Source organism: Jejuia sp. G7-7 (assembly GCF_055808955.1).
In genome coordinates, this window is the sequence record NZ_JBVVSZ010000002.1 from 591,048 (window position 1) to 603,511 (window position 12,464).

At 32.0% G+C, this 12,464-nt stretch carries 13 protein-coding genes, 1 tRNA gene and 3 pseudogenes; 12 read left to right on the forward strand and 5 right to left on the reverse strand.

The window, feature by feature from the left end; translation table 11 throughout:
• Window positions 1–2: 2 nt before the first annotated feature.
• Complete coding sequence (gdhA, locus tag AC0L5U_RS12890; protein WP_473416814.1) at window positions 3–1,346, reverse strand: NADP-specific glutamate dehydrogenase; 1,344 nt, start codon at window positions 1,344–1,346, stop codon at window positions 3–5.
• 194 nt (window positions 1,347–1,540) lie between these two features.
• Between gdhA and AC0L5U_RS12895 the strand changes: the two genes are divergently transcribed.
• From AC0L5U_RS12895 to AC0L5U_RS12905, 3 genes are read left to right on the forward strand one after another with little or no spacing between them, the layout of a single operon-like run.
• Window positions 1,541–2,347: a THC0290_0291 family protein gene (locus AC0L5U_RS12895; RefSeq protein WP_473416815.1), complete on the forward strand. Its 807-nt coding sequence runs from the start codon at window positions 1,541–1,543 to the stop codon at window positions 2,345–2,347.
• Window positions 2,348–2,373: 26 nt separating this feature from the next.
• Window positions 2,374–2,955 carry a DUF4163 domain-containing protein gene (locus AC0L5U_RS12900; protein ID WP_473416816.1) on the forward strand — a complete coding sequence of 194 codons (582 nt, stop codon included), beginning with the start codon at window positions 2,374–2,376 and terminating at the stop codon, window positions 2,953–2,955.
• Between the two features lie 20 nt (window positions 2,956–2,975).
• Window positions 2,976–3,083 (forward strand): DUF3298 domain-containing protein, encoded by a 108-nt coding sequence (locus AC0L5U_RS12905; RefSeq protein WP_473418289.1) that lies wholly within the window; start codon window positions 2,976–2,978, stop codon window positions 3,081–3,083.
• Here AC0L5U_RS12905 and AC0L5U_RS12910 read toward each other — a convergent pair.
• The gene (locus AC0L5U_RS12910; RefSeq protein ID WP_473416817.1) at window positions 3,063–3,527 is read right to left on the reverse strand and encodes a DinB family protein; all 465 of its coding nucleotides are present in this window, start codon (window positions 3,525–3,527) and stop codon (window positions 3,063–3,065) included. The genes AC0L5U_RS12905 and AC0L5U_RS12910 overlap by 21 nt on opposite strands.
• A gap of 57 nt (window positions 3,528–3,584) precedes the next feature.
• Between AC0L5U_RS12910 and AC0L5U_RS12915 the strand changes: the two genes are divergently transcribed.
• Window positions 3,585–3,932 (forward strand): arsenate reductase family protein, encoded by a 348-nt coding sequence (locus tag AC0L5U_RS12915; RefSeq protein WP_473416818.1) that lies wholly within the window; start codon window positions 3,585–3,587, stop codon window positions 3,930–3,932.
• A 43-nt stretch (window positions 3,933–3,975) separates the two neighbouring features.
• On the opposite strand, the gene AC0L5U_RS12920 is transcribed toward AC0L5U_RS12915, so the two are convergent.
• A tRNA-Asn gene (locus AC0L5U_RS12920) sits at window positions 3,976–4,049 on the reverse strand.
• 71 nt (window positions 4,050–4,120) lie between these two features.
• Window positions 4,121–5,452, reverse strand: a complete 1,332-nt coding sequence (gene rseP / locus AC0L5U_RS12925) for an RIP metalloprotease RseP (RefSeq protein WP_473416819.1) — start codon at window positions 5,450–5,452, stop codon at window positions 4,121–4,123.
• 162 nt (window positions 5,453–5,614) lie between these two features.
• On the opposite strand from rseP, the pseudogene AC0L5U_RS12930 reads away from it, so the two are divergent.
• The 5 genes and pseudogenes from AC0L5U_RS12930 to AC0L5U_RS12950 all read left to right on the forward strand — a co-directional run bounded on the left by AC0L5U_RS12930 (window position 5,615) and on the right by AC0L5U_RS12950 (window position 9,423).
• Window positions 5,615–6,288, forward strand: a pseudogene (locus AC0L5U_RS12930) (SCO family protein).
• 513 nt (window positions 6,289–6,801) lie between these two features.
• Window positions 6,802–7,038 carry a FeoA family protein gene (locus AC0L5U_RS12935; protein ID WP_473416820.1) on the forward strand — a complete coding sequence of 79 codons (237 nt, stop codon included), beginning with the start codon at window positions 6,802–6,804 and terminating at the stop codon, window positions 7,036–7,038.
• Window positions 7,031–7,462 (forward strand): annotated as a pseudogene (locus AC0L5U_RS12940) (FeoB small GTPase domain-containing protein); the annotation flags it as partial. The gene AC0L5U_RS12935 and the pseudogene AC0L5U_RS12940, both read left to right, overlap by 8 nt.
• A 595-nt stretch (window positions 7,463–8,057) precedes the next feature.
• Window positions 8,058–9,269, forward strand: a complete 1,212-nt coding sequence (locus AC0L5U_RS12945) for a nucleoside recognition domain-containing protein (protein WP_473416821.1) — start codon at window positions 8,058–8,060, stop codon at window positions 9,267–9,269.
• 16 nt (window positions 9,270–9,285) lie between these two features.
• Window positions 9,286–9,423: a FeoB-associated Cys-rich membrane protein gene (locus tag AC0L5U_RS12950; RefSeq protein ID WP_473416822.1), complete on the forward strand. Its 138-nt coding sequence runs from the start codon at window positions 9,286–9,288 to the stop codon at window positions 9,421–9,423.
• Between the two features lies 1 nt (window position 9,424).
• On the opposite strand, the gene AC0L5U_RS12955 is transcribed toward AC0L5U_RS12950, so the two are convergent.
• Window positions 9,425–9,964, reverse strand: a complete 540-nt coding sequence (locus tag AC0L5U_RS12955; protein WP_473416823.1) for a hypothetical protein — start codon at window positions 9,962–9,964, stop codon at window positions 9,425–9,427.
• Between the two features lie 148 nt (window positions 9,965–10,112).
• On the opposite strand from AC0L5U_RS12955, the gene AC0L5U_RS12960 reads away from it, so the two are divergent.
• The 3 genes and pseudogenes from AC0L5U_RS12960 (at window position 10,113) to AC0L5U_RS12970 (ending at window position 12,464) form a co-directional block, all read left to right on the forward strand.
• On the forward strand, window positions 10,113–10,772 hold the full coding sequence (locus AC0L5U_RS12960) for a metal-dependent transcriptional regulator (protein WP_473416824.1): 660 nt from the start codon (window positions 10,113–10,115) through the stop codon (window positions 10,770–10,772).
• Entirely contained in the window at window positions 10,759–11,550 is a 792-nt protein-coding gene (locus AC0L5U_RS12965) for a transporter (RefSeq protein WP_473416825.1), read from the forward strand. Before AC0L5U_RS12960 ends, AC0L5U_RS12965 begins: the two co-directional genes overlap by 14 nt.
• A gap of 9 nt (window positions 11,551–11,559) precedes the next feature.
• Window positions 11,560–12,464 (forward strand): annotated as a pseudogene (locus tag AC0L5U_RS12970) (metal ABC transporter solute-binding protein, Zn/Mn family).

The window sequence follows — 12,464 nt, forward strand, 5'->3', positions numbered from 1 at the left end:
AATTATACTACACCCTGGGCTAACATTGCATCTGCTACTTTTACAAAACCAGCAATGTTTGCACCTTTTACGTAATCAATATAACCATCGTCATCAGTTCCATACTCAGTACAAGATTGATGAATATCTTCCATTATTTCTTTGAGCTTTTTGTCAACCTCTTCTCTAGTCCATTTATAACGTAATGAATTTTGTGTCATTTCTAAACCAGAAGTTGCTACACCACCAGCATTTGATGCTTTACCTGGTGCAAATAATATTTTAGCCTTATGAAATTTTGCAATAGCTTCTTTAGTTGAAGGCATATTAGCGCCTTCGCTTACACAAATACAGCCATTTGATAATAATACCTCTGCATCATCTCCATCAAGTTCATTTTGTGTGGCACATGGTAATGCAATATCACATTTTTCGCTCCAAGGTGTTTTTCCTTTTTCAAATTTAGCATTTGGATATTCATCTAAATATTCGCTTATCCTTCCTCTTTTTTCATTTTTTAGATGCATTACAAATTTTAACTTATCTTCATCAATTCCAGTTTCGTCATAAATATAACCTGAAGAATCTGAAAGCGTTACTACTTTAGCTCCTAGCTGAAGTGACTTTTCAGCAGCAAATTGCGCTACGTTTCCAGAGCCTGAAATAACTACCGTTTTACCTTCAAAACTATCATTTTTAGTTTTTAACATATTATCTGCAAAATATACTGTACCATAACCAGTAGCTTCTGGTCGTATTAAAGAACCACCCCAAGTCATTCCTTTACCTGTTAAAACACCAGTAAATTCGTTCCTCAATTTTCGATACATTCCAAATAAGAAGCCTATTTCACGCTGACCAACACCTATATCTCCAGCTGGAATATCTGTATTTGGGCCAATATGTCTGAACAATTCCCCCATAAAAGCATGGCAGAAACGCATTATCTCGTTATCACTTTTCCCTTTAGGATTAAAATCACTACCCCCTTTACCTCCGCCCATAGGTAGAGTAGTTAAGCTATTTTTAAACACTTGTTCAAAAGCCAAGAATTTTAAAATACTAGCATTAACTGAAGGATGGAAACGCAAACCACCTTTGTAAGGCCCTATGGCAGAGTTCATTTGAATTCTATAACCTCTGTTTACTTGAATTTCTCCGCTATCATCAACCCAACATACTCTAAAAGAAATCAAGCGTTCTGGTTCAACCATTCTAAGCAATACATTTTTACCATAGTAAATATCATGTTTAACAATGTAAGGAATAACAGTTTCAGCAACCTCTTCTACCGCTTGTAAAAATTCTGGTTCGTGAGCATTACGCTCTTTTACTAAATCTAAAAATTCTGAAATAACTTTTTTCATGTATTAACAAATGTTTAAATTTTAATGAATATACAATTTTGAGACACAAAGATACGTTATCTTTAAAAAACAAGTGATTTTTTTTATAATTTCGCAATTACTAGTAAAAGCTCCATGCGGTTTATCAGAAATATTTGGTAGTTCATCGGGTTTTTATATATTTGTTCCGTTAACGCCTCGAAAAAACAATATCTATGACGCTTGACTTTAAACGTTTAGCTCTTATTCTTTGCATGTTTGGTATTTGCCAAACTTCCTACTCTCAATTAGGTTTCTCTCACGAAATCGGCGTTATTGCAGGCCCTGTTCAGTTTAGATCAGATTTTGGAAATCGATCAGATGAAGAGACTAACTTTGGGAATTCTGGCATTGGTATTGGTATTGTACATTATATAAATTTCTCATATCGAGCAGACTGTAACTGTTACACCACAGACACCTATTTTAATGATCACTTTAAACTGAGGAATGAAATTTCTTGGAATAAAACAAAGCTTGAGCATTTAGGTATGTGGGTTGATCCTAGCAGAACGACTCCTGAAGCAAACCAATTAAGAGGTCATACAGGTGTAGCAAAAAATCTTGACATAGGAACACAACTTGAATTTTTCCCATTAAGTATTAGATCTTTTCAATCTTTTGGATACAGATTAGCACCGTTTGCCAGTCTAGGAGTGCATTACACAAGTTTTACGCCTGAAGTTACAACTACATATGCAAATCCAGTTCCATCTGCTTTTGGAGATGTTACAGACCCAAGTAATTTTTATTCTTTTTGGGCTCCAGGATCAGTTGATGCTTCTCCAGGAAGTACATGGTCTATGGTAACTAGTGTTGGCGTGCGTTACAAAGTTGGAAAACTATCTGATATTATGCTTGATTTAAGATGGCAGTATTATTTTGATGATTGGGTTGATGGTCTTAACCACGATTTAGTATACAACAAACATAACGATTGGTTATTGTGGCTTAATGTGGGTTACATCTACTATCTTGATTAATTTTTCTTTAAATTTTTACTTATTTAGTGAATAGAGAGATTCTTTTATTCCTTTTGATTATCCTTGGTTTTAATTCGTGTAAAAACGAGCAAATCATTACGTTTTCTGAGGTAACCAAAACGACTGAAGATAATTCTATAGTTGAAATTAATATTCCTAATGCTTCAGGAAACACATCAGTAGCAAATAAAATTAATAGTGAAATTGAAAGTTATGTCAATAAAGAACTTTCTCAAGATGACACATCTACTCAACTTATTTTGGATACTCAAATAGATGCATTTAATCAATCTTATAAAAATTTTATAACTGATTTTCCAGATAGTAGCTTAGCTTGGGAAGCTCAAATAGATGGAGAAGTCATCTTTAAATCTTCTGAAATAATAAGTATTGCAATGAATTCCTATATAAATACAGGAGGCGCACACGGCTCAACAACAATTTCTTTTTTAAATTTTGAAGCTGAAACAGGACAATTAATTCCTAATACAGAGTTGTATAATGATGCAGATGCTCTTAAAAACATAGCAAAAACATACTTTAAAGAAGCTACTAAAGATGAACCTCTTTTTTTGAATCTCAAACTTTTGAATTACCATCTAGCATAGGTTATAGTGACGAGGGTATTATTTTCCTTTACAACATATATGAAATTCAACCTTATTCAACAGGAATAATTGAATTTACTATTCCTTACGAAGAAATAAACGATTACTTAGTTTTTAACGGCCTTTAAAAGCGCCAATACATATCCATAATGTAGTCCTTCATGTATTGTAACGAATTGTAACGCTTCATCAATATTTGTTAATGTATTTCCAGTTGTAGAAACGGTATATTCATTATAAGTTTCAAAAATATTCCCGTAATAATCTTCTTTTGTTTTTTCGATTGTAGATAGTAATAAATCATTGATTTCATCAACCTCAGCTTGTGTAATATCGCCTTCAGGTTTACTGTCTTTTCTGTATTTACTAATCATTTCATCACTAAGTACAGTATCTAGACCAGATAATTTATAAGCCAATAGTTGCTCAGAAACCAATACATGACCAATATTCCAAATAATGTTATTGTTAAAGCCCTCTGGGATTTTATTTAAGTCAGTTAACGAATTATTTTCGATTATTTTTTTAAAGATATTTCGGGTATTGTTCAAAACTTGAAATGTAAAATCCATGATTATTTATTTTTTCGATAAATATAGTTTAATTTGCTTTTTAGAAATAACAAACCCATGAAAAAAGTATATTATTTAAAGACATGTAGCACCTGTACCCGAATATTAAAAGAATTGGATTTACCTTCTGATTTTATACTGCAAGACATCAAATCTGAAGAAATTACAGTAAAACAAGTTGAAGAAATGAAAACCCTATCAGGCAGCTATGAAGCACTTTTTAGCAAACGCTCTAAGCTTTACAAAGAAATGGATTTAAAAAACCAAGACTTGACTGAAAAAGACCTTAAACATTATATTTTAGAGCATTATACGTTTTTAAGCAGACCTGTTTTCATTATTGATGACAAAATATTTATAGGGAATTCTAAAAGGAATGTTGAAGCAGTCAAAGAAGAAATATAATAAAAAACAAAAAAGTCCAACATTTCTGTTGAACTTTATTTTGCTCCTTCTCTAGGGCTCGAACCTAGGACCCTCTGATTAACAGTCAGATGCTCTAACCAACTGAGCTAAGAAGGACTGTACTTTTTACTAAGCGAGTGCAAATATATATTGTTTTTTAATTTCTGCAAACCTTTTTTTAATAAATTTTATTCAAAAATGGCTTTATAAATATCATTCCCATTTGCAAATAAAACTAAGGCTATTAAAATAAAGAAACCTACCATTTGTGCATACTCCATAAACTTGTCTCCTGGCTTTCTTCCTGATACCATTTCATAAAGTAAAAACATAACATGACCGCCATCTAGTGCAGGAATTGGGAGTAAGTTTAAAACACCTAACATAATAGATAAAAACGCTGTTAAATACCAAAATGCTTGCCAATTCCATTCAGCTGGAAACATTTGCCCTATTGCAGCAAACCCTCCTATTTGAGTAGCTCCTTTTTTGGTGAAAATATATTTAAACTGTGCCAAATAATCTTTTACTTCCCAATAAGCTTGATTAAAACCTCCTGTTATACTTTCAGATAATGTATATTCTTTGTCAAAATATGTTACATAGGTTGAATCTGTTTTTCGGGAAACAATACCAATTTTATTGTCTTTATTTGGAGTTACTTTTAAATCTAAAAAACTATTATTGCGTTCAATTTTTAAATTTATAATAGAATCAGTACTATTTTTAACACCATAAGTGAAATCTGAAAAATAAGTAACTGGTTGTCCATTTATAGCAACAATTTTATCTTTTGGTAGCAAACCAGCTTTCGCAGCAGGAAATTCAGGAGCTACAGAATCTATTTCAAAAGGCGAACGCGGTTCTAAGGCAGGTAAATCTCCAGCTTCAAAAAGTTGAGTACCTATATCTTCAGGAAGTTTAATGGCTTCAATAGTTCCATTAGGATGTTCTACTTTTATATTATCTACATCCCTAAACATTATATATTTATTAATAGGAATAGTTAAATCTTCAATCGCTTCATTATTTACAGAAATAATTCTATCACCTTGTTGAAACCCGTAACTTTCTAATGTTTTAGTTATACCATATCCATATTTAGCGCTATCTTTTGTGGAGTAACTTGTTCCCCAAACCGATAACATAATAATGAATAAAACAATGGCTAAAATAAAATTAACCGTAACACCGCCTAACATAATAATTAAACGCTGCCATGCGGGTTTTGAACGGAACTCCCATGGCTGCGGTTCTTGAGCCATTTGCTCGGTATCCATACTTTCATCAATCATTCCCGAAATTTTCACATAGCCTCCTAGTGGCAACCAACCAATTCCGTAAACGGTTTCTCCTATTTTCTTTTTAAATAATGAAAATTTTACATCAAAAAACAGGTAGAATTTTTCTACCCTAGTCTTAAATAACTTAGCAGGAATAAAGTGTCCAAGCTCATGTAAAACTACTAATATGGAGAGACTCAATAACAATTGAGCCGTTTTAATCAAAAATACCGACATCTACATTTTTTTTATAATCGCACAAAAGTAAGGTTTTAAACCAAGTTTAAAAAGTCATTCTCATAATGCAACTCGTTTTAACACTAATTTAAGTTTGGTTTAAATTCGTAGAAACTCAATTTCATTGTATTTTTGCTAAAATTTAAACCTTTCGAGCTTAAAATGTTGTCCTTTTTTAAAGAATATAAAGTTTTTGCCATAGTCTTTGGAGTTATTTCTATCATTATAATTGCGCTTATTTACAATACTTTAAATGTGTACCAACCACTTGATATTTATAGACCTGCAATGGTAGATCCAGTATTAGTAGATAGCACCATTCAGCACAAAACAAAATATCACACTATAGCAGATTTTAGTTTGAAGAATCAAAACGGGAAAACAATAACTCAAAACGATTATAGAAACAAAATTTACGTTGCAGATTTCTTTTTACCACTTGCCAAACTATTTGCCCTATTATGACGGATCATATGGCAGATATTCAAAAGGAAATTCTAAATGATAATGAGGTGATGCTACTTTCGCATTCCGTGACTCCAGAAATTGATACCGTTGAGCAATTAAAACGTTACGCTATTAAAAAAGGTGTAAATGACAACAAATGGAATTTAGTAACGGGGGATAAAAAAGAAATATATAAGCTTGCTCGAAAAAGTTATCTAGCCGTAAAAGAAAATGGAGATGGTGGTCCTTATGATATGATACATACTGAAAACTTTATGCTTATTGATAAAAAGCGACAAATTAGAGGGTTTTATGATGGTACAGATTCAGAGGAAATTAACCGCTTACTCAATGATATTTCAGTATTGAAAGAAGAATACAAAAGATAAAAAAAGCTCTTTTAAAAAAGAGCTTTTTTGATTTTAAGTTTTTAATTTATTTTGTTACGTCTTCTTGAATTCCAAACTATAGAAGTTGCGTTACTAAAAGCTTTTGTTTTAGATCCAACTTTATTTTCTGCTAATTGAGTTGTAATATTTGTTTTCATAATCTACTCTATTTGAGGTTTTATTTTAAGGATACAAATGTAAAAGCCTTAAAATCAATGAAAAACAACATTCTTGGCAAGTTTCTATGCTATATTACCTTTACGGTACTTTAATCTTACTTACATATTACAATAGACTTAGATTCTATTTTAAATCCGAAAATTGTATGATGCTGTTCATATTTTACAACTTGTTTTTGCGGATGTATTCGTTAGGGATTGTCGAGGAAAGCCCGACCCCTTTTTCGGGGTAACACCCAAATAATTCAATGCTTTATAAAACTTTAAACCTCTAAACTTTTAAACTTATAAACTTTACACTATTTTTGCTTCTTTAAAATGAATCTAAATAATATTGGAAGATACCTTAGCACATTTAAAACGAGGGGAAAGCGCTATTATTACTGATGTTTCGTCAGTTGATATTCCTTTAAAACTTTTGGAAATGGGATGTTTACCTGGTAATAGAGTAGAGCTAGTTCAGGTTGCACCGTTTCAAGACCCAATGTATTTGAATGTTAACGGTTCTCATTTGGCGATTAGAAAAGAAACAGCTGCACTTATTTTAATTGAAAAAGTAACGCATGAGTAAACAGATAAACGTTGCTTTAATTGGAAACCCAAACACAGGAAAAACTTCAGTTTTTAATGCACTAACAGGTTTAAACCAAAAGGTTGGGAATTACCCTGGAATTACCGTTGAGAAAAAACAAGGTATTTGCAAATTACCTCGTGGTGTAAAAGCTCATATAATAGATCTACCAGGAACTTATAGTTTGAACGCTTCATCACTTGATGAAAATGTAGTGATTGAATTATTGCTTAATAGGAATGATAAGGATTTTCCTGATATCGCTGTTGTAGTAACTGATGTTGAAAATTTAAAGCGTAACCTGTTACTTTTTACGCAAATTAAGGATTTAGAGATCCCGACTGTGTTGGTTATTAATATGGCAGACCGAATGAGTTACAAGGGTATTTCGTTAGATATTGAGTATTTAGAAGCAAAGTTAAACACCAAGATTGCATTAATTAGTACTCGCAAAAATGTGGGTATTAACAAGCTAAAACAGCTAATTTTAAATTATAAAGAAGTATCTGTTACGCCATGTTTGGATACTACAGAGATTGACCCTGTTTACTTTGGAAATTTAAAAAAAACGTTCCCAAATCAATTACTGTATAAACTTTGGTTAGTTATTACGCAAGATGTAAACTTTGGTAAAACTGATAGAAAAGAAATTGATGCTGTTGCAGATTTCAAGACGAAAAGCAAAGGTGATTTAAAGCGTTTGCAGCAAAAGGAAACTATAAAACGCTATCAGTTTATCAATAATGCGCTCGATAAAGGACAAACTATTGATTTAAGTCAAGCTAAAGATTTACGAATAAAACTAGATAGAATTTTAACTCACAAAGTTTGGGGCTATTTGATTTTTGGATTGATTCTACTTACCATATTTCAAGCTATTTACGATTGGTCTAGCGTGCCAATGGATTTTATTGATGGCTTATTTGCGAGTTTAAGTGAATGGACTAAAAACACATTACCAGATGGCGCATTTACTAGTTTACTTGCTGAAGGGATAATTCCAGAGGCTTGGTGGTATAGTGATTTTTATTCCACAAATTGCTTTCTTATTCCTGTTTATAGCTGTACTCGAAGAAAGTGGTTATATGAGTCGCGTTGTGTTTTTGATGGACAGAATTATGCGACGATTTGGATTAAGTGGAAAAAGTGTAGTTCCGTTAATTTCTGGAACTGCCTGTGCTATTCCTGCTATAATGGCAACACGGAATATTGAAAACTGGAAAGAACGTTTAATTACTATTTTAGTAACACCATTTACAACATGTTCTGCGAGATTACCTGTATATCTCATTATTATTTCGTTAGTAATTCCAGAAGGTCGTTTTTTAGGACTTAGTTATCAAGCCTTAACTTTAATGCTTTTGTATTTAATTGGCTTTGGAACTGCTGTTTTATCAGCTTACATATTAAATAGAATTCTCAAAATAAAAAGCAAGACTTTTTTTGTTATTGAAATGCCAAACTATAAGCTGCCTCTCTTTAAAAATGTTGCTTTAACGGTAATTGAAAAAACAAAATCGTTTGTATTTGGAGCAGGAAAAATAATTTTAGCCATATCAATAGTAATTTGGATTTTAGGGTCTATTGGTATAAATCCTAACTATGATGACGCTATAAATATTGTGAATAAAGAAGTGAGTTCAAATGGATTAAATACGATTCAAAAATTATCGCTTCAAAATAAAATAGAACGATATAAGATTACTTTAACTGAAGACTATACTACTCTTTCAAAAACACAAATCTCAGACTCTATAGTGTCTAAAACACCCTTATTCAAAAAAGCAATTATTAATGATGAAATTGCTTCGCTTAAATTAGAAAACTCTGTTTTAGGCTATATTGGAAAAGTAGTAGAACCCGCTATTAAGCCCTTAGGTTATGATTGGAAAGTTGGAATTGCTATTGTGAGTAGTTTTGCAGCTAGAGAAGTTTTTATTAGCACGCTCTCAACTATTTATAGTGTTGGAAGTGAAATTGAAGATAATGAAAATAAAACAATTAGGGCTAAAATGCAATCCGAAAGGCATCAGCTTACAAATAAAGCGGTATTTACATTTGCATCAGGAATTTCACTTTTGCTTTTTTATGCCTTCGCCATGCAATGCATGAGCACTTTAGCCATAGTAAAAAAAGAAACCAATAGCTGGAAATGGCCCATATTACAACTGGTCATTATGACGGCTTTTGCTTATATTGTAGCTTTAATTGCATTTCAATTTTTGAAATGAAATCAACTTAACGCTTATGAACGATATTATTCAAAATATTTTAGTTTTTGTAGCAATGGCTTTAGCTATGTCTTTTTTGATTAAAAAATTCTTCTGGAAAAAGTCAAAACCTAAAAAACCTTGTGGTGGCGATGATGGTTGTGGGTGTCATTAAATTACTTTCGTAATAAGGCCTCTAAATAGTTTTGTGTATTCAAATATTCTACTCTTAATTTTCTTAAATATTTTAAAATAGCTTCTTTGTCTTTATAACCTTCTTTTAAGCAATCTTCCATAGCATCATCAGAAACTGTTAAAGCTAAATACCAATTCCCAACTCTTGATATATGAGCACCTTCAAAAATAGGACTTCTATTTTTATTTTCTAGTGCTGCGTCTACTGCAATTGGTACAATATTTATAGCTTTATCAGCTATTTCAACTTCATGAAATGAAAAATAAAAAGGTTTCCCATCCACTTCAAAAGGCACATTAAACTCAACATCTTGATAATTCAACTCGTATTTTGTATTAACGTAATTGTAAAACTCATTGGCATCTTTAGGGTCTTCAAAAATAAAGGCATTCCGTTTTGGAAGTTTTCTTTTAAACTTTTTAGCCACCATGACTTTATCGGTTTTAATGCTTGGTGCAATTCTAACAGGAATACAAGATGTTATTAATAAAATAAATAAAAAGACTACAAATGATTTCATATCAAAATTGATTTTCTACAAAGCATCAATTTCTATACCATCAACAGAAAACTTATAAGTTATTCTATAAAAAAATAATATTTTATTATTTTTTAGCTACATTTGAAAAATATTTAAGCTTACTTAAAAATATTTTAAAGCAAAACGAATGTCAGTAGCTATTGAAAACTTTGTAAAGGCCATTTACAAAAACGGAAAACGCGACCATAACGATACCAAACCTGGTAATATTGCCAAGGAATTAGGCATTTCTAATGCCGCCGCAACCGATATGGCTAAAAAATTAGCTATTAAAGACCTTATTAATTACGAAAAATATCAAGAGCTAAAACTTACTGATAAAGGCACTAAAATGGCTATTAACGTAGTACGTAAACATCGGCTTTGGGAAGCTTTACTATTCAAACTTTTCGATTTATCATTACATGATATTCATCGCGAAGCTGAATTATTAGAACATCAAACCTCAGATTTATTAGCCAATAAAATAAGTGAATTTCTTGGAAACCCTAAGTTTGACCCACATGGAGACCCTATTCCAAACGCAGATGGAGAAATCACAACTATTGACACCTCCATTCCTCTTTCAAATACTGAAGAAGGTAAAACGTATACCATCTCACGATTAATGAGTGATGATAAAGAATTTTTCGATTTCTGTGCACAAAACGGATTGAAATACGGAAACTCAGTTTTAATATCGAAACAATTCAGTAAAAACAAAATGACTCAAATTTTAATAAACAATAACACCATTCTTTTAAACCAAGATTTCACATCAATTATTTACGTTAATGAACAAGATTAAAAACATATTCATTTTAGCAATTTTTGCTATTTCATTTTCAGCTTTTTCTCAAGAAGATAATTTAGGTGCTTTAGTAACTGATAGACCAGATGCTACAGAAGCATCATCAACAGTTGGAAAAGGCATTTTACAATTTGAAACAGGAGGATTATACGAATCTTTTGAAGAAAACAACATAAAATCTGAAAACTACACATTTAACACCATGCTTATCCGTTACGGAATTCTAGACAATGTGGAATTACGCTTAGGCTGGGATTTTGTAGAAGGTGTTACCACAGTAAATAACAATAAACTTGACAATGTAATGAGTGGCTTATCTCCATTATTATTAGGTATGAAAATAGATATTGCTGAAGAAAACGGTTGCATGCCAGAAATAGCATTAATTGGCCATGTATTTCCAGTATTTAGCGCATCGGCTGATTATAGACCAGAATACACAGGCATTGATTTTAGATTATCATTATCTCACACGTTAAGCGAAAAATCTAGTATAGGATATAATATTGGCGCACAATGGGGCGATGATTCTCCAGAAGCTGCTGCCATTTATACTGTAGCTTATGGTTACAGCTTTACTGATAAATTTGGCATATACGCAGAATTGTACGGCGATTTACCTGAAGATAGTTCAGCAAACCACTATTGGGACGCTGGTTTTACCTATTTAGTGAATAACGATTTACAATTAGATACCTATTTCGGAACAAGCATAACTAAAGGTCAAGATTTATTATTCGGACTAGGATTAAGTTACAGAGTAAGAAAAAAATAATTACAGAAAATGAAAAAACAACTTATATCACTTTTAATCATTACACTATTTTTCAGTTGTAAAAACGATAAGAAAGAAAACGGAAAACTAAACATTGTTACCACAACCACAATGATTACCGATTTGGTAAAAAATATTGGTGGCGAACATATCAACTTACGGGGTTTAATGGGTAGTGGCGTAGATCCGCACTTATATAAAGCTAGCGAAGGAGATGTAACAAAACTATCACAAGCAGATATTATCTTTTATAACGGCTTACATTTAGAAGGCAAACTAGTTGAAGTTTTCGAGAAAATGAAAACAAAAAAACCATTGCTATTTCTGATGTTTTAGATAAAAGCACACTCATAGGTTCAGAATATTTCGCATCAAATTACGACCCTCATATTTGGTTTGATATTGATTATTGGAAACAAGCTACTCAGTTTGTTGTCGAAACACTTTCAGAAGCTATTCCAGAACAGAAAGCAAATTTTGAAGCCAATGGCGCAAAATATTTAGAGCAGTTAAACACACTTAAAAGTAAGTTAGAAGTTACTATTTCAGAGCTTCCAAAAGAAGAACGTATTTTAGTAACTGCACATGATGCGTTTAATTATTTCGGAAAAGCTTTTGATTTCCAAGTCGTTGGTTTACAAGGGCTTTCAACAGCAACAGAAGCTGGTGTTCAAGACGTTCAAAAACTATCAGCTTTCATTATAGAAAATAAAGTAAAAGCCATTTTTGTAGAGAGTTCAGTTCCTAAACGTACGATTGAAGCTTTGCAAGCATCCGTAAAATCTAAAGGTCACGAAGTCTCTATTGGTGGCACTTTATACTCTGATGCTCTTGGTGATGCTGGAACCGTTGAAGGTACATACATCGGAATGTTTGAGTATAATGTAAATACTATTGTCAACGCGTTAAAATAA